General features: G+C 56.9%; 24 protein-coding genes. 14 read left to right on the top strand and 10 right to left on the bottom strand.

What is annotated here, in order from left to right:
* Positions 1-262: 262 nt before the first annotated feature.
* The 5 genes from argE to LH86_RS18415 all read right to left on the bottom strand — a co-directional run bounded on the left by argE (position 263) and on the right by LH86_RS18415 (position 4,895).
* Positions 263-1,411 carry an acetylornithine deacetylase gene (gene argE / locus LH86_RS18435; protein WP_039304372.1) on the bottom strand — a complete coding sequence of 383 codons (1,149 nt, stop codon included), beginning with the start codon at positions 1,409-1,411 and terminating at the stop codon, positions 263-265.
* Positions 1,404-2,078, bottom strand: coding sequence for a DUF1028 domain-containing protein (locus LH86_RS18430; RefSeq protein ID WP_039304371.1), 675 nt, complete (start codon positions 2,076-2,078; stop codon positions 1,404-1,406). Before LH86_RS18430 ends, argE begins: the two co-directional genes overlap by 8 nt.
* Entirely contained in the window at positions 2,075-2,503 is a 429-nt protein-coding gene (locus LH86_RS18425) for a RidA family protein (protein ID WP_039304368.1), read from the bottom strand. Before LH86_RS18425 ends, LH86_RS18430 begins: the two co-directional genes overlap by 4 nt.
* Positions 2,504-2,529: 26 nt before the next feature.
* Positions 2,530-3,795, bottom strand: a complete 1,266-nt coding sequence (locus LH86_RS18420) for a flavin-containing monooxygenase (protein ID WP_039304365.1) — start codon at positions 3,793-3,795, stop codon at positions 2,530-2,532.
* A gap of 176 nt (positions 3,796-3,971) precedes the next feature.
* Complete coding sequence (locus LH86_RS18415; RefSeq protein ID WP_039304362.1) at positions 3,972-4,895, bottom strand: LysR substrate-binding domain-containing protein; 924 nt, start codon at positions 4,893-4,895, stop codon at positions 3,972-3,974.
* Between LH86_RS18415 and LH86_RS22650 the strand changes: the two genes are divergently transcribed.
* The 3 genes from LH86_RS22650 to LH86_RS18405 all read left to right on the top strand — a co-directional run bounded on the left by LH86_RS22650 (position 4,894) and on the right by LH86_RS18405 (position 7,811).
* Positions 4,894-5,136 (top strand): hypothetical protein, encoded by a 243-nt coding sequence (locus LH86_RS22650; RefSeq protein WP_156107041.1) that lies wholly within the window; start codon positions 4,894-4,896, stop codon positions 5,134-5,136. The two genes, LH86_RS18415 and LH86_RS22650, sit on opposite strands and share 2 nt — an antisense overlap.
* Positions 5,137-5,426: 290 nt before the next feature.
* Positions 5,427-6,254, top strand: a complete 828-nt coding sequence (locus LH86_RS18410) for an ABC transporter substrate-binding protein (protein ID WP_081943033.1) — start codon at positions 5,427-5,429, stop codon at positions 6,252-6,254.
* Positions 6,255-6,278: 24 nt separating this feature from the next.
* The gene (locus LH86_RS18405; protein ID WP_039304359.1) at positions 6,279-7,811 is read left to right on the top strand and encodes an amino acid ABC transporter permease/ATP-binding protein; all 1,533 of its coding nucleotides are present in this window, start codon (positions 6,279-6,281) and stop codon (positions 7,809-7,811) included.
* A 44-nt stretch (positions 7,812-7,855) separates the two neighbouring features.
* On the opposite strand, the gene LH86_RS18400 is transcribed toward LH86_RS18405, so the two are convergent.
* The 4 genes from LH86_RS18400 to mgtA all read right to left on the bottom strand — a co-directional run bounded on the left by LH86_RS18400 (position 7,856) and on the right by mgtA (position 12,924).
* The gene (locus tag LH86_RS18400) at positions 7,856-8,197 is read right to left on the bottom strand and encodes a DUF2493 domain-containing protein (protein ID WP_008458076.1); all 342 of its coding nucleotides are present in this window, start codon (positions 8,195-8,197) and stop codon (positions 7,856-7,858) included.
* Positions 8,198-8,264: 67 nt separating this feature from the next.
* Positions 8,265-9,917 carry a Na/Pi cotransporter family protein gene (locus LH86_RS18395; RefSeq protein ID WP_039304356.1) on the bottom strand — a complete coding sequence of 551 codons (1,653 nt, stop codon included), beginning with the start codon at positions 9,915-9,917 and terminating at the stop codon, positions 8,265-8,267.
* A 2-nt stretch (positions 9,918-9,919) separates the two neighbouring features.
* The gene (locus LH86_RS18390; protein WP_039304353.1) at positions 9,920-10,156 is read right to left on the bottom strand and encodes a hypothetical protein; all 237 of its coding nucleotides are present in this window, start codon (positions 10,154-10,156) and stop codon (positions 9,920-9,922) included.
* A 74-nt stretch (positions 10,157-10,230) separates the two neighbouring features.
* The gene (gene mgtA, locus LH86_RS18385; RefSeq protein ID WP_039304350.1) at positions 10,231-12,924 is read right to left on the bottom strand and encodes a magnesium-translocating P-type ATPase; all 2,694 of its coding nucleotides are present in this window, start codon (positions 12,922-12,924) and stop codon (positions 10,231-10,233) included.
* Positions 12,925-14,696: 1,772 nt separating this feature from the next.
* On the opposite strand from mgtA, the gene drpB reads away from it, so the two are divergent.
* The 9 genes from drpB (at position 14,697) to LH86_RS18340 (ending at position 24,118) form a co-directional block, all read left to right on the top strand.
* Positions 14,697-14,969 (top strand): cell division protein DrpB, encoded by a 273-nt coding sequence (drpB, locus tag LH86_RS18380; RefSeq protein WP_008458086.1) that lies wholly within the window; start codon positions 14,697-14,699, stop codon positions 14,967-14,969.
* 251 nt (positions 14,970-15,220) lie between these two features.
* On the top strand, positions 15,221-15,679 hold the full coding sequence (locus tag LH86_RS18375) for a hypothetical protein (protein WP_231562704.1): 459 nt from the start codon (positions 15,221-15,223) through the stop codon (positions 15,677-15,679).
* A 9-nt stretch (positions 15,680-15,688) separates the two neighbouring features.
* Positions 15,689-16,003: a PTS fructose transporter subunit IIB gene (locus tag LH86_RS18370; RefSeq protein WP_039304344.1), complete on the top strand. Its 315-nt coding sequence runs from the start codon at positions 15,689-15,691 to the stop codon at positions 16,001-16,003.
* A complete protein-coding gene (locus LH86_RS18365; RefSeq protein WP_039304342.1) occupies positions 15,996-17,111 on the top strand; it encodes a PTS fructose transporter subunit IIC in 1,116 nt (371 codons plus the stop codon). Before LH86_RS18370 ends, LH86_RS18365 begins: the two co-directional genes overlap by 8 nt.
* 109 nt (positions 17,112-17,220) lie before the next feature.
* Positions 17,221-19,809 (top strand): glycoside hydrolase family 38 C-terminal domain-containing protein, encoded by a 2,589-nt coding sequence (locus tag LH86_RS18360; RefSeq protein ID WP_039304339.1) that lies wholly within the window; start codon positions 17,221-17,223, stop codon positions 19,807-19,809.
* 12 nt (positions 19,810-19,821) lie between these two features.
* Positions 19,822-21,357, top strand: a complete 1,536-nt coding sequence (locus tag LH86_RS18355) for a PTS sugar transporter subunit IIA (RefSeq protein WP_039304336.1) — start codon at positions 19,822-19,824, stop codon at positions 21,355-21,357.
* 49 nt (positions 21,358-21,406) lie between these two features.
* Positions 21,407-22,102, top strand: coding sequence for a phosphohydrolase (locus LH86_RS18350; protein WP_039304333.1), 696 nt, complete (start codon positions 21,407-21,409; stop codon positions 22,100-22,102).
* Between the two features lie 93 nt (positions 22,103-22,195).
* Positions 22,196-23,605, top strand: a complete 1,410-nt coding sequence (locus LH86_RS18345; RefSeq protein ID WP_039304330.1) for a DNA cytosine methyltransferase — start codon at positions 22,196-22,198, stop codon at positions 23,603-23,605.
* A gap of 12 nt (positions 23,606-23,617) precedes the next feature.
* The gene (locus LH86_RS18340) at positions 23,618-24,118 is read left to right on the top strand and encodes a very short patch repair endonuclease (protein ID WP_039304328.1); all 501 of its coding nucleotides are present in this window, start codon (positions 23,618-23,620) and stop codon (positions 24,116-24,118) included.
* Here the strand turns inward: LH86_RS18340 and yedA are convergent, their stop codons facing one another.
* Positions 24,119-25,036, bottom strand: coding sequence for a drug/metabolite exporter YedA (gene yedA / locus LH86_RS18335; protein ID WP_039304326.1), 918 nt, complete (start codon positions 25,034-25,036; stop codon positions 24,119-24,121).
* Positions 25,037-25,205: 169 nt separating this feature from the next.
* On the opposite strand from yedA, the gene LH86_RS18330 reads away from it, so the two are divergent.
* Together LH86_RS18330 and LH86_RS18325 are read left to right on the top strand one after the other, a co-directional pair.
* Complete coding sequence (locus tag LH86_RS18330) at positions 25,206-26,123, top strand: DUF808 domain-containing protein (protein WP_197061719.1); 918 nt, start codon at positions 25,206-25,208, stop codon at positions 26,121-26,123.
* Between the two features lie 92 nt (positions 26,124-26,215).
* Complete coding sequence (locus tag LH86_RS18325) at positions 26,216-26,395, top strand: YodC family protein (RefSeq protein ID WP_008458110.1); 180 nt, start codon at positions 26,216-26,218, stop codon at positions 26,393-26,395.
* The last annotated feature ends 159 nt before the right edge of the window (positions 26,396-26,554 follow it).

The raw sequence follows: 26,554 nt of genomic DNA, 5'->3' as shown, positions 1-26,554 counted from the left end.
AAATTAGATTAATTTATTGTGAATAAAATGCTCTGAAAGCAGAGGGTTATTACTATTAATCCTCCACGATCATCCTCCTTAAGAGTAAATGATGGTTCAATGATAAGGAATAAACCCAGATTTATACTGGTTATTTGCCGCTGCCCTTTCCTTTTTTGGAGTTAATGATTTAAATGGTGATGTATTTAAGGGGGATATTCTGTTGGTTTACTGTTGGTGGGCATAAATTATCTGTTTTTTCCCTGCAGACGCTACGCAGCGATCAGACGCTCATCCACTGGCGCAGGTTTTCCAGCATCGCCATGCATTTTTGCAACTGTTCTTCGGCGACAAACTCATCGGGCTTGTGCCCTTGGTCCATGCTGCCGGGGCCACAAATCAGCGTGGCGATCCCGGCTTCGTCAAAAAGCCCGCCCTCGGTGCCAAACGCCACGGTGCTGAAGTCAGCGCTGCCGCACCACTGCGCCAGCCATCCGGCAAATTCGGACTGGGCGTCCGTCAGCAGGCCCGGGTACTGGCTCAGGGGAGTAAACCGGATGGTACTTGCCGGGGAAACACGTTGCATGGCGGGCACCAGGTTTTGCTGCGCATAGCCCTGAATGTCGGCGATCGCCGCGGTGGCCTCAACGCCCGGCAGGTAGCGGATTTCAAAATCAAACTGGCATTCCTGCGGGACAATGTTCAGCGCGTTGCCGCCGTGAATGGTGCCAACCTGGAGCGTACTGAACGGGGGATCAAAGCGGGTATCCGTTTTTTGGGTCAGCGCCTCGCGAACTTCTCCCAGTTTGCCGATAAGCCGGGCGGCATATTCAATGGCGTTCACGCCTTCTGGCGCATAGGCAGAATGGCAGGCGCGGCCGTGTACCTCGCAGCGCATGGCGATTTTGCCTTTGTGCCCGTAAACCGGGCGCATTTCGGTTGGCTCCCCGACAATGCAAAGCGCGGGTTTCTCTTTGGAAGCACGGAGGTGCTCCACCAGGCTACGCACGCCGAGGCAGCCGACCTCTTCGTCGTAGGAGAAGGCGAGGTGCAGCGGCATTCTCAGCGGCTGTGCAAGAAACGCCGGAACGGAGGCCAGCACGCAGGCGATAAAGCCCTTCATGTCCGCCGCGCCGCGCCCGTAGTAGCGGCCCTCCCGGTAAGTCATATCGAATGGAGGGACGCTCCACTGTTGCCCGTCCACCGGCACCACGTCCGTATGGCCAGACAACATCACGCCGCCACCACCTGCCGGGCCAAACACTGCATAAAGATTGGCTTTACGCCCGTCTTCACTGTGAAACAGCTCCGCACTGATACCCCATTCGGCGAGATAATCATGAATATCCTGGATCAGCGCCAGGTTCGACTCGCGGCTGGTGGTGTCCCGCGCCAGCAACTTCTGCAATAAAGGAATCAGTTGGCTATTCATCGCCTGGCACACCGTAGCTGGGGGCTTCGCGCGGATCGAGCGCGCGGATCAGGTAATCCTGCATTTGTGGTTTATAGGCCAGCCAGAGCGAATGCAGCGCGGCAATCGGGTTTTCGTCCACCCAGTCCACGCGCAGGTCGATAACCGGCCAGGCGACGGTGTCCACCACTTTTAACGCCGCCGAATGCACTGGTCCGGCTTCGCCACCTTTTTCCAGGGCCGTTTCAAGGGCGGCCATCAGTCTGTCCGCCAGCGGGCCGGGGCTTTGTTCGAAGCGGTAGATCATGGCGTTAATAACTGACTTATCGGCCAGCATATTGCCCGCCGCCACGCAGTTGTCTCCCTCCACTGCGTGGTAAATGCCCAGGGAATTAATGCCACTGTGGCAGGCGGTTTTACCGTTACTGTCGATGGCCGTCACCTGGCGGTAGTCGCCGTGCAAATGTTCACTGGCGACCAGCTTTAGCGCCTCCTGCGGCGTGACACCTTCGCCCAGCTTTGACAGCACCATCGGGCCCAGCGCGGGCAGGGTAATGTTCTGGCTCGACACCGCGCCCACGCCCGGCACCAGCCACGGGCAGCGAGCGCCCACCGCGATGCTGGATGAGCTAATGGCGATGCCAAGCTGGCCGGTTTCCCGGCAGCGTGCGGCGATGGAAAAGGTCATTTTTCCCCCTGAGTCTCGTCCGGGATCACCGCGATAACGTCGATTTCCATCAGCCACTGCGGCTGGCCGAGGGCAGAAACCACGAGGCCGGTGGAGATTGGAAATACGCCTTTCAGCCATTTGCCCACTTCCTGATACACCGGCTCGCGATAGCGCGGGTCGATAATATAGGTGGTGGTTTTGACGATGTGGGAAAGGTCGCTCCCGGCTTCCTCCAGCAGTTGCTTAACGTTCTTCATCGCCTGCTCAGCCTGTGCCTGCGGGTCGCCCAGTCCAATCAAATTGCCTTCAAAATCTGTCCCGACCTGGCCGCGCACATACACGGTGTTCCCGGCGCGCACCGCCTGGCAGAGATCGTTGTTCAGCGACTGGTTAGGGTAAGTCTCTTTGGTGTTAAACATGCGAATACGGGTATGCGTGGGCATCGGTTAATTCCTTGTTGGCAAAAAGGTTAGCGCTGGGAAGCGTCGAGATAGCGGCTGTATTTGCGCTGGGTTTCAATGTGGTCGGCGACGTATTTCGCGTCATGCCACACGCCCCAGATAAACGTTGAGCCCCGGCGGGAAAGCCACGGCAGGCCGAGGAAATAGACGCCCGGCTCGCTGGAAACGCCGCGCTGGTGGCGTGGTTTGCCCTGAGCATCAAAAGCATCCACCTGCAGCCAGCCATAGTCCGGGGCGTATCCTGTCGCCCAGATAATCGAGGTGATACCTGCTTCGGCCAGGTTCAGTTCAAGCGTGGGCTGGGTGACACAAAGAGGATCGGCCGGGAAGACACGAGCTTGCGGCTCTTCGGGGAGATCTATCCCATTGCGGGCAATCCACGCATCGGCGGCGTCCAGCAGGGCCAGATAGCTTTCGTCGCCCTGGCGGATGTTGTGCGCCAGGTTATCTTCAAAAAAGACTTTGCCATCGGCGAAGCGCTGGGTCAGGCCGACGAGGTGAATGCCCTGGTGTGCGAGAGCCCGGAAATCAACGGTGTGGCCGCCGCGAGCGCCGCTCACCGCAATGGTGACGTGTTCTTTGCCCGGCTGATTGGCCGCCGCATCCCACAGCCCAAGCACACCCAGCCACCAGCAGAAGTCCCGGTTACGGTAGGCGCGGGGAGGGCGATCGTGGGCACCCACGGACAGGTAAACCTGCTTGCCCGCGCGCTGTAGCTCATCGGCGATTTGCACCCCGGAAGAGCCTGCGCCCACGACAAGCACTGCACCAGCCGGAAGCTGAGCCGGGTTTTTGTAGGCGGCAGAATGAATCTGATGCAGCCCGTCATCTGCCGGAGCAATGGCCGGGACGATCGGGCGCTGGAAAGGCCCGGTGGCGGCCACGATATGCTTTGCTTCGACAATACCATCGCTGGTTTCCACCGTGAAACCCGGCCTGCCGTGATTGCGCGTCACGCTTTTCACTTCCACGCCCGTTTTGACCGGCGCTTCAAATTTCCGGGCGTAGTTTTCGAAGTAGTTCGCCACCTCGTCTTTGGGGATAAAACTGTCCGGATCGGCGGCGTCAAACTCAAGGCCAGGAAAGCGGTCGTGCCAGGCCGGGCCGTTGGCGACCAGCGAATCCCAGCGGCCGCTGCGCCAGGCTTCGGCAATGCGGTTTTTCTCCAGCACCAGATGGGGAATGCCGAGGCGCGTCAGGTGCTCGCTCATGGCGATCCCGGCCTGGCCGGCACCAATCACAAGGGTATCTGTCAGTGTTTTTATTTCGGTCATGTCTGTTTCCTTGGTGCTCGGGAAATAAGGTTCAGCGCAGCTTCGCTATGGCACAAGGTTATTAAGCGGCAGACATTCCGTAAAATATTATAAATCTAGGGATAAGGCATAAATAAAGTAGCCTCAATCTGGAGGCTATGAATTGCTTGTATGTTAAGCCCGCGGTCCTGTTTTTTTTAATCTTCTGCCAGCACCTCCGGCATTAGCTCAAAGGTGCGGCAGTAATCCATAAATAAACGCGTTGGCCGGGTCGGCTCGTTATTGCGTAAATAAGCCATCACCAGCGTGGAGTCCGCCATATCATCAATGATTTCCACCTGCTTAACGCGCTGGCCGTCGTAGGTTACGTCGGTGCAGGGGCGGGTCACCAGCACCGAGAACCCCATGCCCTGGCCGACCATGCAGCGCACCATTTCAATCGACGGCGAACTGTAGGCCACCTCCGGGTGCAGCCCTTTGTCGGTGAAAATGTTCATGAAGTAGCTTTTGCTGGGAATAACGTCCAGCAGGATCATCGGTTCACGGCTGAGTTCTTTGAGTGTCACGGATGTTTTCCCCGCCAGCGGATGCGCCGCCGGGAGCAGGGCGTAAGGCTTTTGTGGGGCGTTCAGTTTTTCGGTGTGCAGCGTGCTCTCTAACTCCAGGTTGTACATAAAGGCCAGGTCGAAGCGGCCGCGGTGCAGCCCGTGGGTCAGCTCGTTTTGCTCCCCGTCGTACAGCCGGATAGTAATGTCAGGATAAAGCTTGCGAAACCCGGCGATAAGCCTCGGCAGATAGAGCGGGGCCGCGGACTCGAAGCAGCCGATGGCGATAGTGCCGGAAACCAGGTCGTTATCCGCTTTGGCATTTTGCTCAAACTGGTATGAAAGCCGCAGCAGTTCGCGGGCTTTTTCATAAAACCGCAGCCCGCCGGGCGTGAGTGAAACGCCCTGGGCGTGGTGGCGAATAAAAAACTGCTGCTCAAAGGTATCTTCCAGGTTTTTGATGGCTATAGAAACGGAAGGCTGGGCGATATGCAGCTGCCTTGAGGCTTCGGCGATGCTCTGCGCCTCCACGACGGTGACAAAGTACTTGAGCTGCTTGAGCGTGAAATGTGTCATGGCGCTAACCCCGCTTTTTTATTGTCAATGCAGCCTCGAAGAGAGTTTCAGGCTATTCAGTCAATCTGCAGCAAGGCCCATGCCAGGTACCTGTGTGGTCGTCGCAAACGGTAAAAAACCTGCGCTGAAAAAATATTTTCGCTTTTATTGGCCACGAATTATCCCCAAAAAGTGGCAAGAGAAAATTAAACTGCACTTTTTTGGTGCGGGCGAATATTTCAATGTTCAATTATCTGCCTGAAATATGTCTTTATTGGCTTTCTTTTGGGGAATTAATGTTTTGCGCTTCGCTGGTGCAAAAAAAACGGCATTGCATTAAAACAATTTTTTATAGAGGTAAGGCATATTTTTCGTCCTTTATCCCGACGCGCTTCTCCTGCAGCATGGCCTCATCGCAAATGCTCATCGAGTGATTATCGTTCTGGCGAATATATTGCAAGACATTCCCTGGCGCGAAAATCATACGTTGTTAAAGGTGCCTCCATTTTGGCATCCATAAAAATGATTAACCACCTGCACTGGAGTCATCGCATGTTTACATCCTCACACAGCAAGGCGTTATTTACCTGCATGGCGGCGGCGCTGCCTTTACTGCTCAGCGGCGGGGCTCAGGCGGCCGTGATGACCCCCGGGCAGCTTACGGTGGGTAGCGACATTACCTTCCCGCCTTACGAATACCTCGACGGCAAAACCCCGGCGGGCTTCGATATTGAATTTATCAACGGCGTGGCCGAAGCGATGAAGCTGAAGCCTAATTACGTGGATACCCGTTTCACCAGCCTGATCCCCGGCCTGCAGGCGAAGCGCTTCGAGCTGATTGCGTCCGCGCTGTTTATCACCCCGGAGCGCCAGAAGGTGATCGACATGGTGCCGTACCTGAAAACCGGTGAATCGCTGCTGACGCTGAGCAACGCCAGCTTCAAGCCAACCAAGCCGGAGGAGTTGTGCGGGCATAAAGTCGGCTCGATGCAGGGTACTTACTGGCTGGAAAAACTGCACACGCTGTCGGCGGATTATTGCGTGAAGCAGGGACTGAAGCCGATTACGGTCAGCGAATTCTCAACCGACCCGCAAACCACGCAGGCGCTGCTTTCCCACGCGGTTGAAGTGCAGATGACCGACGCCGCCGTGGCAAGTCAGGTGGTGGATAAGATGAAAGGGCGGCTGGCGGTAACCTCGACTGAACTGCTGTACCCGGTGCTGGTAGGGCTTGGTGTGAGTAAAACCAACCCTGAATTGAAAAAAGCGCTGAACGACGGCATTGCGGCCTTTAAAGCGAGCGGCAAATACTCGGCCTTAGTGAAAAAGTATCACCTGGCGGAGCCGTCCGAAGCCGAAATTCAGGCCAGCAGTTTGTAATATTCATCGCCGGGGAGTACTGATATGTCTTTTGACTGGAACTATTTATTCAGCCTGTTTAGCAACGCCGATTTTTGGCAGGCAACCTGGACCGTGATTAAGCTGAGCCTGCTGAGCTGGGTAATCAGCATCGGGTTTGGTTTTCTTCTGGCGCTGGGCAAACAGGCGGCGTCTCCCTGGCTTTCTTTACCGGCGCGGGCTTATATCTGGCTGTTTCGCAGCCTGCCGCTGCTGGTGTTGCTGATTTTTGTCTACAACCTGCCTCAGGCGCTGCCCGGCAGCTCGGCTTTGCTGAGCGACCCGTTCTGGGCCGGGCTTATCGCGCTGGTGCTGAGTGAAACGGCCTACATTGCCGAGATTCACCGTGGCGGCCTGCTGGCTATCCCGCGCGGGCAGCGTGAAGCCGCCCATGCCCTAGGGCTGCGCTACGCGGGCATTCAATGGCTGGTTATCGTGCCGCAGGCGCTGCGGGTGGCGCTGCCGTCGCTGGCGAACGAATACATCTCCATCGTGAAACTTAGCTCGCTGGTTTCGGTGATTTCGCTGACCGAGATCCTTATGGTCGGGCAGCGGCTTTACTCGCAAAACTTCCTGGTGATGGAAACCATGGCGGCGGTGGCTTTCTATTATGTGTTTATCGTCACGGTCTTTGACTTCCTGCTGAAGCTGCTGGAAAAAAGGCTGGATGTTACCCAGCGTAAAACGACTCGCTTGCCGGAAGCCGAACTTGAGGCGATGGCGGCGCAGGAAAGCGGGCTGGTTGCTCGCCCGGCTCTGGCCGCGAATACGCCCGCCCTGCAGGCCCGCAAGCTGCACAAGGCCTATAACAACGTGGAGGTGCTTGGCGCTGTGAACCTGGATATCAAGCCCGGTGAAGTCGTGTCCGTCATTGGTCCGTCTGGCTCCGGTAAAACCACGCTTATCCGCCTGTTGAATGGCCTGGAGCAGTTGGATAACGGCGAGATCCTGATCAATGGCCAGCCGTTTATTCGCCTGGAAAAACATGGGGCCCAGAAGCCGCAGTATGTGGAAAACGCCGCGCACCGGCTGAACATCGGCATGGTGTTCCAGGGCTTTAACCTGTTCCCGCACTTAACGGTGATGAAAAACCTGATGCTGGCGCCGCATTATCATCGCCTGGCGACGGATGCAGAGCTGAAGCGCGAGGCCTGTGTATTGCTGCGTAAAGTCGGCATGCTCGAGCACGCTCACAAATACCCGCACCAGCTTTCCGGCGGGCAGCAACAAAGGGTGGCGATTGCGCGGGCTTTAATGATGCGTCCGCAAATCATGCTGTTCGATGAGCCTACCTCGGCGCTGGATCCCGAAAAGGTGAATGAGGTGCTGCAGGTGATTGAGAACCTGGCGGAGGAGGGCATCACAATGGTGATCGTCACCCACGAAATGAACTTCGCGTTCGGCGTGTCGGACAGAATTGTGTTTATGGAAAAAGGGCGAGTCGTTTGCGACGACTCTCCGCAGGCGCTACGCAGCGGTGAGAACCCACGTATTACCGAATTCCTGAAAGACGTAAACTTGGCACCGGTCGCGGCATGAAAAAACGGGCTGCGATAACATTTCCCAGCCGCAGCCCGGGTGGATTAAATCTCTATTACCTTCACGCCGGAACTGCGCGCCATTCGCACGCACTCTGCCGTGTCTTCTCCCCCGGGAAACGCCAGCAGCACGTCGGGGCGGCTGTCCTCCAGCATAAACAGATTACGGCGGGTTTCCGCGTATTTACCGTGCAGCGCCCAGTTGGCCGGGTAGCGAATAACGTGCACGTCGGTGCCGCGTGCCCAGGTTTCAATGGCCCCGCCGAGCGACTGATGCCCCCCGTGGATCAGCACATTCATTGTCTGCGTGCTGGCATATAAATCCAGCACGCGGGTGAGGGTGTGGGTGTCGGCATAAAACCGACCTGCGCAGATTAAAACTCTCACTTTTCTGTACCTTAACGTTGCTTTCCTTGAAAAGATGCTTCGTCCACCTTGCGGCGGTTATTGTTTTTTAAGCGTCCGGCGGCGTTTCGATAAAGCGCAGCGACTTATCGCCAAGTCGGTCGATCACCGGGTAGGCCACGGCCGCAATGTGGTGATGCACGCGGCGGTAGTCCCGCAGTACTCGCTGGAAAATGTCGCCGGATTCCGCCCAGGCATTTTTGTCCTCTCGCAGTTTTTTGAAGTGCTCGCGGCTGGCGGAAGCCTCGAGCTGACGAATGGTTTCTTTGCGCTGTACTAACTGATGGGCTGCGGATAAGTCTTCACGCATAAACGCGGCGATGCCGAGGCGCAGGCTGGTGAGGATCTCCGCGTGCAGCAGGCGAATATTGTGTAACTCAAAGTCGCTGAACAGTTCGCCCCGGCGCGCGCGGCGTGTCGCCAGTTGGGTCAGGTTGCTGGAAAGAATGTCTCCCGCATGCTCGAAGTTGATGATGAACATCAGGATCTCCTGGGCGCGATCGGCATCCGCGTCATTCAGCCCGTCATGGCTGATATCGGCCAGGTAAGCACGCACCGCCGCGCTGAGCAGATCCACCGACTGGTCAAGCTGGCGAATCTCATCAGCGGCCTGCTTTTCCTGGGTGACAAACAGCACCAGCAGGCGGTCCAGCATGATGGTCAGCATGTCGGCGGCGCGCAGCGATTCACGGACTGAGTTGGACAGGCCGATATAAGCCACCTCGAGGCCGGCATCGTCCAGATACATCGGCATCCCTGGGTCGCCCACGCGCTCTTCTTCCGGGAACAAACGCTCCAGGAAACGCGCCATCGGCGCGGTCAGGCCGATAAACAGCAGCGCGAGTACGGCACTAAACGCGGTGTGGAACGACACCACCAGCTGAGGCGTGCTCAGCCCGGACTTCTGCGCGAGATCCGTCAGTAGTGGAAGCAGTAACAGTGCCAGCGCACAGCCGGCGAGGCGAACCATAAGGTTGCCCACCGGCAGGCGACGAGCCACGGCAGAGCCTGCGTTTAGCACCGGCGGTAGCGCCCCGCCAATATTGGCCCCCATCACCAGGATCAGAGCTGTTTCTGGCCCCATCGCGCCGGTAGCCGCAAGGGAAGCGATCAGCAAAATGATTGCCACGCTGGAGTGGCACAGCAGCGTCAGGATCGCGGCCACCAGCAGGGCGATTAAGATATCGCCCTGCAACCCCTGCATGACGGCGTGAAACACCGGGGTGACTTCGATTTCCGCCAGCGTGCCGCTCAGTAAATGCAGGGCAAGCAGCATCAAACCGAGGCCAATCAGGGCGCATCCCACGCTCTCAAAGTTGGAATGGTCGCGCAGCTTAAAGACCACAAACCCTGCCAACAGCAGCAGCGGGATGGCCATTTCCATGTTGAAGCTCATCAGTTGCACCACCAGCGTGGAGCCGATGTTAGCGCCGAGCATCACCGCCAGGGCAGGGGCAAGGCTCAGCGTCCCGGCGGCGGTGAACGACGTCGCCATCATGCTCACCGCGGTGCTGCTTTGCAGAACGCCGGTAATGCCGATCCCGGCGAGCAGAGCCGTCCAGCGGCTGGTAAGGTGGCGTCCCATCCAGTTGCGCAGCGGCGTGCCGAAGCCGCGCTGCAGCGCAGTCGAAATCATATGGCTGCCCCAGAGCAGCAAAGCGATGGCGCCAGCCAGGTTAATTAACAGAGTAGTTCCGGACATAATCAATTCCCCCTCTTCAGGGCGGGTGGTGTAACAAAACGCAGTAACCTGATCGAAAAACGATGTATGGCGCTGGCGAGGTTCAGTAACGCTTTCGCGTGTTGGTAGTTGATTTTCCCTCCGGCGAACCAGGCCAGGGCGTGGACGCGAAGGGTGCGGGTTATTTTCATTAAAAATAAGACAACCAGTGCGATGGTCTTATTTTTAATCAGGAAAATAATGGAATGTTGCTTTTCCATAATGCTTTCCAGCTTGTGTTACTTGCCTGAAGGGTGCCGCCGAAGCGGCACCTTATGCAGTTTTTAACGCAGCGTTAGTGCCACTGCTTGAAGCGACGCATGTAGAACGTTTTCATGCCCTGAGCCACGCAGCAATAGGCCAGCAGGGTAGCGACCAGCCACGGGAAGTACTGCCACGGCAGCGCCTGCAGCCCAACCAACGGCCCGAGCGGAGAGAACGGGACGTAAATCCCAATCGCCATAATCAGCCCGGTCATCATCATCACCGGCCAGGCGGCGGTGCTCTGAATGAACGGAATTTTCTGGGTACGCAGCATGTGTACCACCAGAGTCTGCGACAGCAGGCCTTCAACGAACCAGCCGGACTGGAACAGGGTCTGCATGTGCTCGCTGTTGGCGCTGAACACAAACCACATCAGCGCGAAGGTGGTCATGTCAAAAATGGACGACGTCGGGCCAATCCAGACCATGAAGCGGCCAATGTTTTTGGCATCCCACTTGCGCGGCTTGCTCAGGAACTCTTTGTCCGTTTTGTCCCACGGCAGCGCGAGCTGGGAGATGTCGTACATCAGGTTTTGCAGCAGCAGCTGGATCGCAAGCATCGGCAGGAACGGGATGAATGCGCTGGCGACCAGCACCGAGAACACGTTGCCGAAGTTGGAGCTGGCGGTCATGTTCAGGTACTTCATGATGTTGCCAAAAGTCTCGCGGCCTTTGATGACGCCTTCTTCCAGCACCATCAGGCTCTTTTCCAGCAGGATGATGTCGGCGGATTCCTTGGCGATATCGGTGCCGCTGTCGACCGAGATACCCACGTCGGCATCGCGCAGGGCAGGGGCATCGTTAATTCCGTCGCCCAGGAAGCCCACGGTATGGCCGTTGGCCTGCAGCGCCTTCAGCACGCGGGATTTCTGCAGCGGAGTCAGCTTGGCAAACACGGTGCGCTCTTCCACCAGTTGCTGGAGGGAGGCGTCGCTCAGTTGCTCAATCTGCGGGCCGAGTACCGGCTCGCCCGGCTCCAGCCCGACCTGGCGGCAGATGCGGGTGGTGACGATGGCGTTATCGCCGGTCAGCACTTTTACCGCTACACCAATGTCCATCAGCGCAGCAATTGCCGGGCCTGCGCTCTCCTTCGGTGGATCGAGGAAGGTGAGGAAACCGCGGATAATCAGATCGTGCTCATCGTCGGTGCCGTACTGTTTTTTCGCCTCGGCTTTAGGAATGTCGCGAGTGGCTACCACCAGGACGCGGAAACCGTCTTTGTTGTAGTCATTGGTCATTGCCAGCATGGCGTCACGACGCTGATTATCCAGCGCGACAACCTTGCCGTTTTCTTCCATGTGGGTGGCAATGCTCAGCATCTCTTCCACGGCGCCTTTGCACACCAGCAGGTGGTTGCTCTGGCTGTCCTTCACCACAATCGACAGGCGGCGGCGGACGAAATCAAACGGCATCTCGTCGACTTTGCTGTAGCCCTGCGGTTTGACGAAATTGGGCTCATTGTCAGAGAAGTAAATGACCGCCTGATCCATCAGGTTTTTGATGCCGCTCTGGTGGTAGCTGTTAAGCCAGGCCAGCCCCAGCACTGACTCGTTTTTCTGGCCGTTGGTGCCCACGTGGTGCTCGAGGATGATCTTATCCTGCGTCAGCGTCCCGGTTTTGTCGGTGCACAGTACGTCCATTGCGCCCAGGTTCTGGATAGCGTTCAGACGCTTAACCACTACTTTGCGCTTCGCCATCGCTACCGCGCCTTTGGCGAGGTTGGCGCTGACGATCATTGGCAGCATTTCCGGCGTCAGGCCCACGGCCACCGCCAGAGCAAACAGCAGGGCATCCCACCATTCGCCTTTCAGCAGGCCGTTAATCAGGAACACCACCGGCACCATCACCAGCATAAAGCGGATCAGCAGCCAACTGACGCTGTTCACGCCGCGGTCGAAGGCCGTTTGTGCGCGGCTCCCGACAATCGCTTTAGCCAGCGAGCCAAAGTAAGTCCGTGGCCCGGTCGCGACCACTACAGCCTGCGCGGTACCGCTGACCACGTTGGTGCCCATAAAGCAGATGTTCGGGATATCCAGCAGGTTTTCGCTGTCGATCGCCTTATCGTGCGCGGACTTTTGCGCCACATCGCCCAGGGTGTCGTATTTCTCAATCGGCAGCGCTTCACCGGTCAGCACGGCCTGGCTGATAAACAGATCCCGGGACTCAATGAGACGCACGTCTGCCGGGATCATGTCCCCTGCATAAAGTTGCACGATATCGCCCACGACCAGCTCGCGCATCGGGATTTCACGCGGAGTTCCTTTTTGCCCAGCGTGTTCACGACGAACAACCGTGGCGGTGGTACGAACCATCGCTTTCAGCGCCTCGGCAGACTTCGCCGAACGGTGTTCCTGCCAGAAACGCACCAGGCCGCTGAGTGCTACCATGGTGCCGATGATAATCACCGTCGTCAGGTCACCGTCTTCGCCGTGGCTGGTGGGCAGCCAGTAATCGGTAAAGAAGCTGATCCCGGCGAGAATGCCGAGCACGTAGATAAACGGGTTATTAAATGCCATCAGCAGCTGAACCAGCGCGTGAGGCGGCTTGTCATGGGCAACTTCGTTCAGGCCATCCCGCTCCAGCCGGGCGCTGGCGTGGGCTTCCTGCAGCCCTTCCCGGGTGGTGTTCAGGTTGACCAGGGTTTCTGCGATGCCGTTTTTGGCTTCCTGGGCGGCACGCATAGACAGCGTGCTTTTTTTATTACGGTTCTTGGTTTGTACAGTCATGGTGGTGCTCCTGTCGCCGGACGGCAGCAGACTTTTTTGCGGCGGTCGCCAGATTAAGGGCGGCCGAAAATAGCCCGATGTCGCATGAGCGATCGGTTTTAAATTAATTTCGCACAGGGTTTCTCGCTATTTATTTATTAAAAATAAACAGGTGAGAAATTTATATTTTCTTTTCTTGGGACGTGTTTGTTCCTGCTGATAAATATGCCGGAAGGCATCAGCGAATAAACAGGTACCAACAGTGACGTAACTCAGCGTGGCGCACGGAAGCGGGCTGCGGCATAGCGCGCAGACGAACCTACGGCGTAACGGCTGAATCAGGCTACGAAGGGTCGACTTTGTGGGTCTTCGCCATCAGAGAAGCTGCAACGACGCTCCAGCTGGCCGGTGACAGGACTGACACGCCAGTTGGTGATGCGTTGATTCAACTCACTGATTTTCGAAGAGAAAATTGAGTTTGACTGTTTTTTACGTGCGGACAACACCCGATCGCGGGGCGGCCGGACACGCAGCGTTGATGTCACTGTTTTGACACCAGGAAAAAGGGTAGATTTGAAGTTCATAACACACCTCGGGACCGTGAAAACCCTGGTCGAGGTGGGACAACACGAGAGCATCAGGCTCCGGCGAGACACACCAAAACGAAGAAGTGATCACAATCGATTTCATGTTTACTTTCCCGAACCGCCATTAAGGCCATGTTCGGGCAGCTACTAAATTCAGTATCCATTAGTCTCTTATGTCAGGTTAGGAAAGGCCGCAACTTCGGCCCGTGAAATCTACCCATGGGCAATACTATTGTCAACCCGCCAGTGTAAATTAAATGTGTTCGTTTATATTTCAGTGAGGGAATATTGAGGGAAAGGAATAAAGAGTATTTTTTAGGGTGATTTCGGGGGGGAGCGTTTTGTCATGTTAGCACAATGAAATTCCATTCACTTTTAGTTCTTTGTCATATGCTGACACCATTCCAGTGAACGTGTCAGGGGGCATTGCGCCATGTCCCCTGACAACCCCCGGCGCCCGGCGAGCTCATCGCCGCTGAAGCGGTGAACCCACCGGCTATCACCCAAACATTCGGGGTCTTTGAAAAAGAACCGGAAACACTTCTTTCCCCTCACCCCGACCCTCTCCCCAAAGGGGCGAGGGGGAAAACAACAGGCATAACAGTACGCAATCTATTCCCTCTCCCTCTGGGAGAGGGTTAGGGTGAGGGTAATAAAACCTGAAGCGACATTGTGATTGAGGGACACGTTAGTCGTAAAGCGGGGCTCGGTTCCGGCTTAAATCGCCTCCGTTTTCTCTCCGACTGGCCAGGGTCCGGCCGTCGGGAACGGCCGGAGGCTGAGAGCGTCGGGAACGCATCTCAGCCGACCCAGGACTGGGAGATAAAACGGAGGTCTGCCGCTTCAGCGGTCGATTTATTTGGCCGGGAGTCCGGGGGCTCGGGGGAGTGACGGTGACTCCCCCGAGTCGTTCACCGGTAAAGTGGCTGTATATGAAACAAGACTAGAAGTGAACGGAATATTCGCCAGCCCGCATGAGTGCGGATATCTCTCCAGAGGCCTCACCGCGATTAAGAATTTTCCTTAAGCTAAATCAAACCCCACTGGCAAAGCCGATTTATGCCCCACAGGCTTTGATTTGAAACAAAATTTAACGCTTATAGCGGTTCGTCTAATGCGTTAGTGTGATAAAAATCACATTCAGGCGGCAGTGGAAATGCCGTCGACACCCGTTTTTGTTCCAGTTGAAAAGTTAGGTCGAACGTTATGGATGCGAAACCAACTCGCAGCCCCGGCGGAAAAATTGCGCTGTGGCTGTTTTATGCTTTTTGTTTGTACATCGTTTGGGCGATGGTGCGTTACTTTTGGGTCGTTAGCGGGGTAACCAGCGGCGATTTAGGCACCTTCAGCGGTAAACTCCTCGGGGCGCTGATGGGGTTGCTGGTGCTCGGGTCCGTGGCGGCAGTACTGGGCTGGATAGCGTGGTACACGAGGCCGCGTGCTTATCCCGTTCGTGCCAGAGAAAACCGGCTGCGTTGAATCCAGATTGCCCGATGAGCCACCTGCCTTTGTGTGGCTCAGGATGTATTCCTTCCCGCCTTAAAACTCTTCGCTGGTCTCAGCCTGTTTATTTCATTCTCTTCCCTGACATCATTTAATTTTTTTGTGTATTTCAATACTATTTATTCCTCATAAAAAAGAGGGTTTATTGTATTTATATAACTGTGCGTAAAGTCACGTTTGTTATTTTTCGAACTGTCTACACTGCGGGAAGGTTTATGGGGGAAACTATGTGCGTTTATATTGTTCGGATCATAACGCTTTTTCGCTTTATGTTGCTGATGCTCGGCAACAAGGCGCGCGTTTGGCTGAATAATAGCTGCTGGTTTAATAGCATGAGTGAACTGGAAAAAGACGACTCTGTTTATTCTGATTCGCTGGATAACGTCTGTGCCGTAAATTGGTCCCGGCTCTGGTGCAGCGCTGGAGCTCTATATCATTCACTTCGCTACTCACATTCTCCGTCATTAAAAAGAGGGCATAGCGTAGCACGCCCGCATCGTCTGGCTGTTCGCAAACGCTATGAACTCTCGTTCTTATGCCGTATTTCCAGCCTGCATCAGCTGATGATGTGTCTTCACGCCGGTGGTGATGCCGGAGACGCCGCGATGCTGGCCACTGTTCGTTCCCAAAGCACAATGCGCTTTTCAGCCATTGTGCTTTTTTATTGCCATTATTCAGCCAGATAAGGAGTTGTTATGTATATCGTTTGTGTTGCAGCTTGCCCTACGGGCGTCGCCCATACCTACATGGCTGCGGAAGCCCTGGCCCTGGTGGGCCAGCAGCGTGGGCATGAAGTGAAAGTCGAAACGCAGGGCAGCATGGGCGTTGAAAACGAAATTACCGCCGACGATCTTGCCCGGGCAGACGCAGCGATTCTCGCGGCGGATGTGGTGATTACCGGCAAAGAACGTTTTGACGGCATGATGAAACTGGAGTGCAGCGTGGCCGATCCTATCAAGTTTAGCGAGGCCGTATTTGAGGCGATAGAGGCGGAGATAGCAAATGGCTAAATTCAGGGCAGAGGCGGGGATGTCGACCGGTAAAGAGGTCAAAAATGCCATTATGACCGGGGTGTCATGGATGCTGCCGTTTGTCATTGCCGGGGCGGTGATCATGGGCATTGCACGCATCGGCGCTTCGCTCTACGGCATCGATAATATCTGGGATGCCAGCCACGCCCAGGCGGCGAGCATCATTGTGCAGATGTTACATAAATTTGACGGGTTTGGCGGCCTGGCGCTGTCGCTGATGCTGCCGGTGGTCGCCGGGTACATCAGCTTTGCTATCGCCAATAAGCCAGGTCTGGCGCCGGGAATGGTGGGCGGGCTGCTGGCCAGCAGCCTGGGAACCGGCTTTCTTGGGGCGCTCGCCGCCGGTTTTGTCGCGGGCTACATCGTGCGGGCGCTGGCAACCTGGATCAAACTGCCCGCTGCACTGGCCTCGGCTGGCCCTATTTTTATCCTGCCCGTGGGCGGCACGCTGCTGACCTGCATGGTGATGGCGTTTATTATCGGCGGCCCGCTGGCGGCGCTGAATCATGGAATGGAAACCTGGCTGCTGGCGATGTCCGGGACTAACAAAATCATTCTGGCGGCCGTCGTGGGCGGGATGGTGGGCTTTGATCTGGGCGGTCCGGTGAACAAGGCGGCGGTGACCACCGCGATGGCACTGCTAGCTTCCGGGATTTACGACCCCAACACCGCCGCACAGGTGGCGATTATCGTTCCGCCGATTGGCCTCGGCGTCGCAACGCTCATCTGGGCCAAACGCTTCCCGGTTTCGCTGCGTGAGGCGGGTAAAGCCTCGACGCTGATGGGCCTGATTGGCGTCTCCGAAGGGGCCATTCCCTTTGCGCTGGCAAACCCCAAAATTATCGTCATCAACGTGGTTGGCTCGGCCACCGGGGCCGCGCTCGCCGTCGGGCTGGGGGCGGTAAACCATGCACCGATTTCGGGTTTTTACGGCTGGCTGGCGGTAGATAAATGGCCCATTTACGTGCTGTCTATTGCTGTCGGTGCGGGGATTATTGCCGTGGGATCGTTATTAGTGTTTCGGGGTGAAACTGTCGTTGAAAATAAACCTTCGGCAGCCGTGCCTAAATTTAAAGTAGGGCGCTAGCCGCCCGGTTAATTTATTTCAGGCTGTATGGGTTGTGCTTTCACGGTATTTCATGCCGGGGATAGTCACGCCTTAAATATTTCTCCTCAGCCGTCAATAAGGTGATGTTATGAAGACTGTGCATTTAATTCAGCACACACACTGGGACAGAGAGTGGTATTTCACTGAGAACGACTCAAAAGTCTTGCTCTATTATTTCATGCTGGACTTAATTACCCGGCTGGAACAAAACGAAGCGCTGGGGCCGTTTATTTTAGATGGCCAAACGGTGATGCTGGAAGATTTTTTGCAGGTGGCGCCAGAGCACCGGGCACGCCTGCAAAAATTAATTACCGACGGGCGGGTACTGATTGGCCCGTGGTACACGCAAAGCGACTTTTTGGTCGTGGGCGCGGAGTCAATTACGCGCAATTTGCTGCTTGGGCTGGCGGATTGTAAAGCCTGGGGCAGCTATATGCCGGTGGGCTATGTGCCTGACTCTTTCGGGCAAAGCGCGCAGCTGCCGATGTTTCTTAGCGAGTTCGCTATCGACAGTGCGGTACTCTGGCGCGGGTGGAGCGAGCATGATGTGCCGACCAGTGAATTTAACTGGCTGGCGCAGGGCGGACAGCAGGTGCTCACCGCCGTGCTCCCCTGGGGCTATGGCTGTGCGAAGTGGCTGCCTGTCACCCCGCAGGAGCTGGCTGAAAAATTACCGCCGATTCTGGAAAAACAGGCGCGTTTTTCCGCCACGGATCACCTTTTGCTCCCCAACGGAAACGATCAGTCGCCGTTCGAATATGCGGTACCTGACGCGCTGGAAAAACTGAATGCCAGCCAGAGTGAATATGACTTCAGGCGTAGCAGCTTCAGCGATTTCTTCACCGCTCTGCGGAACGACGAGCACAAGCTGCCTGTTTTGCGCGGCGAGTTGCTCAGCCCCAAATACATGCGTATTCATCGCGGCATTTTCTCTACCCGAATGGATATCAAGCAGCTTAATGCCTCGCTGGAACAGTTTGTCAGCCAGACGCTGGAGCCTTTACTGGCGCTCAACTGGCGGCTGGGGTTGCCTTACCCGCAACAGGCGGTGGAGCACATTTGGCGGGAGGCGATGAAATCTCACGCTCATGACAGCATTGGCGGCTGCAATTCAGACCGGGTCAACCAGATGGTGAAGGGGCGTTTGCAGTCCGGTAAAGAGAGCGCCGGGCAGCTGTTTGAGCTGAACATGAAAATGCTTGCGGAAGGAATTACCGCGAGCCAGCAGGGGAAAAAAATCGTGGTCTTTAATCCGCTACCTGCGCGGCGCGATACGCAGGTGAGCCTCACGCTGTACACGCCGAAAGAGGACTTCCGCATCGTGGATGGCGAAGGTAATCCGTGCCGCTGGCAGCTGCTGCACGAAGAGCCGCAGGACATGTCGCTGGTGGTGCAGGAGCTGTCCAACAGCACCACAACCACCTGGTATCGTAAATGCCATATTTTGCTGGAGGCGAGGGCGCTGCCCGCCTGTGGCTACAAGACCTTTTACCTGCAGGAAGGCGAAGCCGCTGGGTTTGAGATCCCTGCGAGGGAGGGCGACTGTCTGGAAAACGCCTGGCTGCGGCTGGAGCATAAAGCCGGAGAGCTTACGCTGATCGATAAACGCACTGGCGAAGTCTACCCGCACATCCTGCGGCTGGTCGACGGCGAAGACGCGGGGGACAATTATAACTATTCGCCCCCGGCGGCTGACTGGAAGATTGACGGCGAAGGCTGCCTGCAGCAGGCCATGTTGACGCGCGGCGTGCTCAAAGACACCATGCAGCTAAGGCTGCATATTCCTGCCCCGGCTGATGCCGATGCACGCCAGGCCAGGCGGCTTGATGCCCGTCTGGACGTGGTGATGACCATCTCCCTGCCGCATGAAAGTGCCTGGCTGGATGTCGCCGTTGAAGTTAACAACACGCTGCGTGACCACCGTTTACAGATTGAACTGCCCACCGGCGTACATCAGGCGACCCATTTTGCCGATCAGCCTTTTGGCCTGATCGAGCGTGAAAATGTCCCTCGTGCGCTTGAGATCTGGCAGCAGGAAAACTGGACGGAAGCGCCCGCCTCGCTGTGGCCGATGCAGAGCCTGGTGATGATGCACCAGGCACGGCGCGGCCTGGGCGTGGTGACCGCCGGGCTGAGGGAGTACGAAATCCCCGAGGGGCAGCCGGATACGCTGGCGATTACCTTGTTCCGCAGCGTGGGCTGGCTTGGACAGCCCGCGCTGAAATGGCGGCCTGGACGGGCATCGGGCATGGTGCTGCCTTCTCCTGACTCGCAAATTCCCGGCCGCCACGCGTTTCATTTTGCCGTCATGCCAATGAACGACGGACAAAGCCCTGCGTTCTGGCAGGCCGTCGAACAGTGGCGTACCCCGGCATCGGGTTACCTGGATTCTGGCTGGTCGCGTTTTCGCACCAATCCGCATGGCAAATCCTTCCCGCCGCACTTCAGCGTCTTGAGCTGGGAAAGCCCCCTGCATTTCAGCACCCTGAAAAAAGCGCAAAACGAAGAGGCGCTGGTGCTCAGGGGCTGGAACCCAGGCCTGACGCCGCTCGAAAACGTTCCTCCGACAACAAACGGCACGCTGGAGCAGGTCACGCTGGCGGAAATACCGGGCAAGCCAACGGACTCCATCGCAGCAGGCACGCCGGTGTCCTGGCTAATCCGTTCATTTGAATAAGGCGCTATCCCTATGCAGACATTGTTATTTCGTTGCCCGCTGATGAACGGGCTTCACGCCAGACCGGCCAGCGCGCTTGAGCGGCAGGCTTCACGTTTTATTTCTTCGGTGACGCTAGTGAACCAGACCAAATCACGTCAGGGAGATGCAAAGAGCGTACTGGCGCTGGTGGGGGCAGATGTTGCCGGAGGCGATGAGTGCCGGTTGCTGATAGAGGGGCCAGACGAGCAGGCGGCCCGGCAGGCGCTCGGCCATTTTATTGAGCATGAATTTGCGCAAAGTGACACGCCGCTAGCCGCCGTTGAAGAAGAGCAACCGCTGCCGGTGTTCCTTTCCCGAAGTCTATCTCCTGTCTGGCAAGGGAAGAGCGTTAGCCCGGGGGCGGCGCTGGCAAAGGCCGTTTTTGTTGAGCAGATCGATCTCCACGCGCTGGCGCATCAGCACGAGGAGGAACCTTTTCCCCTGCAGCAACAGCGGTTGATCGTCGCCCTGCAGGCTGCGCGGCAGCGTTTACGGGAAGATATTAGCCAGCATGCGGGTGAAGTTGCACAGATCCTGGATGCGCAAAGCCAGCTTCTGGAGGATGAAACCATTGAAGAGTGTCTGCTGGAAGAGCATTACGCACGCAATACGCTCGCCGCGCTGGCGAAAGCGGTGGACGTACTGCGAGAGCCTTTCCGGCAAAGCGACAGTGAATATCTGCGTCAGCGGGAGCTGGATGTTTTTGACCTGGGCCTGCGGATTGCGGCTGAACTGACCGGTGACCCGCGGCTGGGGCTGCCGCAGCTGATTGATAACGCGCTGATAATTGGCGATGGCGTGCTGACGCCGGGCCAGTTACTCATGCTGCAGGGGCCATTTCTGCGGGGGATTGTGATGCCGACAGGCGGCGAAACGTCCCATACCGCAATACTCGCCCGGGCGTTTGCGACACCGCTATTATGCCTGTCCTCAACGCAGCCGCTTTTTGCCGCCGGAGAGGGGAAGTATTTGCTGGGGGCCGGGCACGGGTTTGTACTGGCGGCTCCCGATGGTATAGCGCAGCGCTGGTATGAGCTTGAGTGCGAAAAGCGGATTACTGTGGCTGCGGGCGAAGAAGAAGGCATGTTTAGCCCGGCCCTGGTATTTCTGGATGAAAAACTGGGTGATAAGCATGAGGTGATTAAGCGGCTGACGGATAACCTTGCCGTTCAGCGGCGAGCGCACTCCGCGACGCTTGCCGAACAGGCTATCTGGCAGCGTGAAGTGGTCTTTACCACCGCGCTGGGCTTTTCCATCGCCATTCCGCACTGCAAATCTGTTGCGATTTCCCGCAGCAGTATTTCCGTACTGCGCCTGGCAGATCCGCTGGACTGGGGAGATAGCGTTTCCGTGCAGTTGGTGATTATGCTCACGCTCAGCGAACAGGAGCAGGCACAGCATATGCGGATATTCTCAGTTTTAGCCCGACGACTGATGCATGAATCCTTCCGCGAGAAGCTGCTGGCTGCGGCGACGGCGCAGGCCGTGGTGGATGTGCTCCGCGAAGAGGTCATAATCCTGTCATAAATCTGGTTATACTCAGACTGGCGCTTTTCACGAGAAGAGGAGTACGTGTATGCCGATTGCCCGCTGGCAGCAGCAGTTTGAGCAGTATTTGATTGAGAACTGGGCGCAGGATGACAAAGCCCATGACGTGGCGCATTTTCGGCGCGTATGGAAAACCGCCCAGCATATTATGGAAGGGACGGAGGCGGACAGGCTGGTGGTGCTGACCGCCTGCTATTTCCATGACATCGTTAACCTGCCCAAGAACCACCCGGAGCGCCATCTGGCCTCAACGCAGGCCGCGCAGGAGACGCTGCGTATTCTGGAAACGCACTTCCCGGATTTCCCCCGCGAGCTGTATGACGCGGTAGCCCATGCGGTGCGGGCCCACAGTTTCAGCGCCGCTATCGCACCGCAGACGCTGGAGGCGAAAGTGGTGCAGGATGCGGACAGGCTGGAGTCTCTGGGGGCGATAGGTCTGGCGCGGGTGTTTTATGTCTCCGGCGCGTTAGGGCGTTCGCTGTTTGACAGCGACGATCCGCTGGCGGATCGTCGGGAGCTGGACGATACGCAGTATTCGGTGGACCATTTCCAGAAAAAGCTTCTGCGCCTGCCTGAATCAATGCAAACCGAAGCCGGGCGCGCGCTGGCGCGGCACAATGCGGATTTCCTCGTCGGCTATATGGCCAAACTGTGTGCCGAGCTGAAAGGTGACTACCTGCAGGTGGACGAGCAGGTCCTGCAGCGTTTTAAATCACAGGCTTAATCCTTCCGGCCCGCATTTGTGCGGGCTGTTTTCATTCTTTCTGGGTCAAATCAGTGATACAGTTTCACTCCCTTTTCCCATTTTTGGTTCACGATGAACGATCTTGACGCGATAGCAGAACACCTCTCCCTTCAGGCGCAGCGCCACAAACAAACTCAGCAAGAAGAAGACAATGCGCTGGTCAGCCGTTTACTTGAAATCTACGATCAAAAAACCGTTGCGCTCCGCCTGCGTCAGGTCGGAGGCGACTGGACGCGTGAGTCGCTGAACCGCTGGTATAACGGCAAGTCCGCGCCACGCGGTTTAACCGAAGTGGAAGTGCAGATGCTGCAAAGTATGCTGCCGTCACCACCGGCGCATCACGGGCGCTATGCTTTTCGTTTTATCGACCTGTTTGCCGGCATAGGTGGGATCCGCAGCGGCTTTGAGGCCATCGGCGGCCAGTGCGTGTTTACCAGCGAATGGAACAAATACGCGGTGAGGACCTACAAAGCAAACTGGTACTGTGACCCGGCAGAGCACCAGTTCAATGAAGATATCCGAGACGTGACGCTCAGCAACCGGGGCGACGTCACGGACGAGCAGGCGACGGCCCACATCCAGGCCACCTTGCCCGACCATGATGTGCTGTTGGCCGGTTTCCCCTGCCAGCCGTTTTCGCTGGCGGGCGTGTCGAAGAAAAACGCCCTTGGGCGCGCGCACGGTTTTGCCTGCGAAACGCAGGGCACGTTGTTCTTCGATGTGGCGCGGATCATTGCCGCCAAACGCCCTCCTGTTTTTGTGCTGGAGAACGTTAAGAACCTGAAGAGCCACGATAAAGGCAATACGTTCCGCATTATCATGCAGACGCTGGACGAGCTGGGTTACGACGTGGCCGATGCTGCTGTTTCCGGGCGTGACGATCCGAAAATTGTCGACGGTAAAAACTTCCTGCCGCAGCACCGGGAGCGCATTGTGCTGGTCGGCACGCGCCGCGATTTGAAACTGGATACGGCGGTGACGCTGGCGAAACTGAGCGATTTCTATCCGGCCCGCCGCCCGACCTTTGGTGAGCTGCTGGACGATGAGGTTGACGCGAAATATGTGCTGACCCCGACGCTGTGGAAATACCTCTATAACTACGCGAAAAAGCATCAGGCCAAGGGCAACGGCTTTGGTTACGGCCTGGTTGACCCGAAGAACCCGGCCAGCGTAGCAAGAACGCTGTCGGCTCGTTATTTCAAAGATGGCGCGGAGATTCTGGTCGATCGCGGCTGGGACATGGCGCTGGGCGAGGCTGATTTTAACCATCCTGATAATCAGGTGAACAGGCCGCGTCGCCTGACGCCGCGCGAGTGCGCCAGGCTGATGGGGTTTGAAGCGCCGAAAGGAAAAGCGTTCCGCATCCCGGTGTCTGACACTCAGGCTTATCGGCAGTTTGGCAACTCCGTCGTCGTTCCCGCGTTTGCCGCAGTGGCTAAGCTGCTGGAGCCGGTGATCAAGCAGGCGGTGAAAAAGCGCTAAGCGGAGAAAAAAATGGCGGATGTACACAGCAAAGCGATACGCAGTAAAAACATGCGGGCGATTGCCACGCGTGACACCGCCATTGAAAAACGTCTTGCCGGGCTGCTGGCCGAGTGCGGGTTTAGCTTTCGCGTGCAGGATGCCGCGCTGCCCGGCAAACCTGATTTTGTGGTGGATGAATACCGCTGCGTTATCTTTACCCACGGCTGTTTCTGGCATCATCACGACTGCCATCTGTTTAAAGTCCCGGCCACGCGCACCGAGTTCTGGCTGGAAAAGATAGGGCGCAACGTTGTGCGGGATAAGCGAGACACGGCGCTTTTACTGGCGCAGGGCTGGCGGGTTTTAATTGTCTGGGAATGCGCTCTGCGTGGCCGTGAGAAAATGAGCGGCCGGGCGGTATGTGAACGTTTGGAAGAGTGGATTTGCAGCGGCGGGCATAGCGCGGAAATTAACGTGACCGGGATTCATCAGCGAAACGATAGCGGCCAGCAAGGGCTGGCCGCTGAATAGCTATTTTTCTACTTCACATGCCTCAACCACCGGTTTGGCCGGGAACAGGTATTTCCCCAGCGTGACCAGCACCACGGCAAAAATAATGATCCCCAGCGCCAGCCATTCAATCGCCGACAGGTTTTCTCCCGCAAAGGTGGTGCCCAGCAGCACGGCCACCACCGGGTTAACGTAGGCATAGCTGGTAGCCACCGCCGGGGAGACGTTTCGAATCAGGTACATATAGGCGCTGATGGAGATCATCGAGCCAAACAGCGCGAGATAGCCCAGCGCCAGCCAGCCGGAGGTGTCCGGCATCGTTGTCAGCCGTTCGCCGGTGAGCGCCGCGAGGCTGAGCGCCACAATCCCGGCCGCCAGCATTTCCACCGCCCCGGCCATCATGCCTTCGGGCAGTTCAATGCGCGACCCGTAAACCGACCCAAACGCCCAGCTCAGGGAGCCAATCAGAATTAAAACAGCGCCGAAGGGATTGCCACTGAGATTACCGCCGCTGTTCAGCAGCACAATACCAGCAAGACCAATGGCAATGCCGAGCCACTCCAGCTTGCGCGTTTTAATGCCAAACAGGCGGCTGAAGCAGAGGGTAAACAGCGGCACTGTGGCGACCATGACGGCGGCAATGCCGGAAGGGACGTGCTGGTGCTCGGCCACCGTGACGCAGCCGTTGCCGACGGCCAGCAGAAGCACGCCGATCAGGGCGGCGTTAAGCGTCGGGCGTAGTTTGGGCAGCTTATGGCCGCGAAGCAGCAGAATGCCCATCAGCAGCGAACCAGCAAGCATAAATCGCGTTCCGGCGAGGATAAACGGCGGCCAGGTTTTTACCCCGATTGCCAGCGCCAAATAGGTTGAACCCCAGATGATGTACAACGCAAACAGCGCCGCTATCAGCGGCACTAATTGACCAGAACGAGCTCGCATAATCCCTCACCAGACACCAGTTTCAGGCCGACAGTTAACGCCAAAAGCGGGCGGATAGCGAGCTTTATACTTGTTGATGTAATGTTAATTTTTATTGACAAGCGCGGCGATTTTTCGCGGCGCGCTTTTTGCTTCATACTCTTGGGTATCGACATCAATAAGGACAGATATTTTGGCTGGAAGTAGCTTACTCACTTTGCTCGACGACATCGCCACGCTGCTGGACGACATTTCCGTTATGGGCAAACTCGCGGCAAAAAAAACGGCGGGCGTCCTGGGCGATGACCTCTCGCTGAATGCTCAGCAGGTTTCTGGCCTGCGCGCGAATCGGGAACTGCCCGTGGTCTGGAGCGTGGCAAAGGGCTCGTTTCTCAATAAGCTTATCCTGGTGCCGCTGGCGCTGGTGATCAGCGCCTTTGCGCCCTGGGCAATTACGCCGCTTTTGATGGTGGGCGGGGCGTTTCTCTGTTTTGAAGGTGTGGAAAAGGTGCTGCACAGCCTGCAGGCGAGAAAGCACAAAGAAAGCGCGGAGGAAAAGCAGGCGAGGCTGGAAGTCGTTGCCGCCCAGGACCCGATGGCCTTTGAAAAAGATAAGGTGAAAGGGGCGGTGCGCACGGACTTTATTCTTTCGGCGGAAATCGTCGCCATCACGCTTGGTATTGTGGCGGAAGCGCCGCTGCTGAATCAGGTACTCATCCTGGCGGGTATCGCCATTCTGGTGACTATCGGCGTGTACGGCCTGGTCGGGATGATCGTGAAAATTGACGATCTCGGATACTGGCTGGCGGATAAGCGTGCGGCGCTGGCACAGGCCGTGGGGAAAGGGCTGCTTATTCTTGCTCCCTGGCTAATGAAGATCCTCACGTTTGTCGGGACGCTGGCGATGTTCCTCGTCGGCGGCGGTATCCTGGTGCACGGCGTGCCGGTGCTGCATCACGGTATTGAGCAATGGATGGGGCAGTTTGGCGGCGTGGTTGAGTTTGCCGGCCCGACGCTTGCCAACCTGGTGCTCGGCTTTATTGCGGGCGGGATTGTGCTGCTGGTGGTGAACGGCATAAATCACCTTCGCGGCGGCACTTCACACTAAGTTCGAGATAAAAAATAACGCTTTAGCCAGGAAAAAACGCTGACCATTGGCTATACCTTTAGAGGTTTTCACCCCTAATGCCGGAGGCGGCTATGGTTTATGTGGTCAGCGATGAAGTCCGGCGTAAAAACGGTGGTCCGCGCATGATTGTCACGGGTTATTCCAGTGGCATGGTGGAGTGCCGTTGGTACGACGGGTACGGCGTAAAGCGCGAGGCGTTTCGTGAGGATGACCTTGCGCCAGCGGAAACCAGAGAGCATCAGCAGGCGTGATGTGTCTGGTTTTTTAACGGAACCCGGCTTTGCCGGGTTTTTTTACGCCCACGGCGTGGGCCAGCTTCGACAAAGCGCTGTCGAGGTGGCAAAATCTGCAAAGACTTCATTCTTCCGGGGTTTTTGGAAGGAACTGATAACCGCGGCCAGGGAGTATCC

The sequence above is a fragment of the Cedecea neteri genome, assembly GCF_000758325.1.
Lineage (GTDB): Bacteria > Pseudomonadota > Gammaproteobacteria > Enterobacterales > Enterobacteriaceae > Cedecea > Cedecea neteri_B.
Note: the sequence above shows the minus strand (reverse complement) of the source record. Positions and strands in the feature narration are given on the sequence as shown.

Bases quoted from the DNA above. Each gene is read 5' to 3' on its own strand.
- argE (WP_039304372.1), bottom strand. From the start codon at position 1,411: ATGAATAGCCAACTGATTCCTTTATTGCAGAAGTTGCTGGCGCGGGAC.
- LH86_RS18430 (WP_039304371.1), bottom strand. From the start codon at position 2,078: ATGACCTTTTCCATCGCCGCACGCTGCCGGGAAACCGGCCAGCTTGGC.
- LH86_RS18425 (WP_039304368.1), bottom strand. From the start codon at position 2,503: ATGCCCACGCATACCCGTATTCGCATGTTTAACACCAAAGAGACTTAC.
- LH86_RS18420 (WP_039304365.1), bottom strand. From the start codon at position 3,795: ATGACCGAAATAAAAACACTGACAGATACCCTTGTGATTGGTGCCGGC.
- LH86_RS22650 (WP_156107041.1), top strand. From the start codon at position 4,894: ATGGCGCTAACCCCGCTTTTTTATTGTCAATGCAGCCTCGAAGAGAGT.
- LH86_RS18415 (WP_039304362.1), bottom strand. From the start codon at position 4,895: ATGACACATTTCACGCTCAAGCAGCTCAAGTACTTTGTCACCGTCGTG.
- LH86_RS18410 (WP_081943033.1), top strand. From the start codon at position 5,427: ATGTTTACATCCTCACACAGCAAGGCGTTATTTACCTGCATGGCGGCG.
- LH86_RS18405 (WP_039304359.1), top strand. From the start codon at position 6,279: ATGTCTTTTGACTGGAACTATTTATTCAGCCTGTTTAGCAACGCCGAT.
- LH86_RS18395 (WP_039304356.1), bottom strand. From the start codon at position 9,917: ATGTCCGGAACTACTCTGTTAATTAACCTGGCTGGCGCCATCGCTTTG.
- LH86_RS18390 (WP_039304353.1), bottom strand. From the start codon at position 10,156: ATGGAAAAGCAACATTCCATTATTTTCCTGATTAAAAATAAGACCATC.
- mgtA (WP_039304350.1), bottom strand. From the start codon at position 12,924: ATGACTGTACAAACCAAGAACCGTAATAAAAAAAGCACGCTGTCTATG.
- drpB (WP_008458086.1), top strand. From the start codon at position 14,697: ATGGATGCGAAACCAACTCGCAGCCCCGGCGGAAAAATTGCGCTGTGG.
- LH86_RS18375 (WP_231562704.1), top strand. From the start codon at position 15,221: ATGTGCGTTTATATTGTTCGGATCATAACGCTTTTTCGCTTTATGTTG.
- LH86_RS18370 (WP_039304344.1), top strand. From the start codon at position 15,689: ATGTATATCGTTTGTGTTGCAGCTTGCCCTACGGGCGTCGCCCATACC.
- LH86_RS18365 (WP_039304342.1), top strand. From the start codon at position 15,996: ATGGCTAAATTCAGGGCAGAGGCGGGGATGTCGACCGGTAAAGAGGTC.
- LH86_RS18360 (WP_039304339.1), top strand. From the start codon at position 17,221: ATGAAGACTGTGCATTTAATTCAGCACACACACTGGGACAGAGAGTGG.
- LH86_RS18355 (WP_039304336.1), top strand. From the start codon at position 19,822: ATGCAGACATTGTTATTTCGTTGCCCGCTGATGAACGGGCTTCACGCC.
- LH86_RS18350 (WP_039304333.1), top strand. From the start codon at position 21,407: ATGCCGATTGCCCGCTGGCAGCAGCAGTTTGAGCAGTATTTGATTGAG.
- LH86_RS18345 (WP_039304330.1), top strand. From the start codon at position 22,196: ATGAACGATCTTGACGCGATAGCAGAACACCTCTCCCTTCAGGCGCAG.
- LH86_RS18340 (WP_039304328.1), top strand. From the start codon at position 23,618: ATGGCGGATGTACACAGCAAAGCGATACGCAGTAAAAACATGCGGGCG.
- yedA (WP_039304326.1), bottom strand. From the start codon at position 25,036: ATGCGAGCTCGTTCTGGTCAATTAGTGCCGCTGATAGCGGCGCTGTTT.
- LH86_RS18325 (WP_008458110.1), top strand. From the start codon at position 26,216: ATGGTTTATGTGGTCAGCGATGAAGTCCGGCGTAAAAACGGTGGTCCG.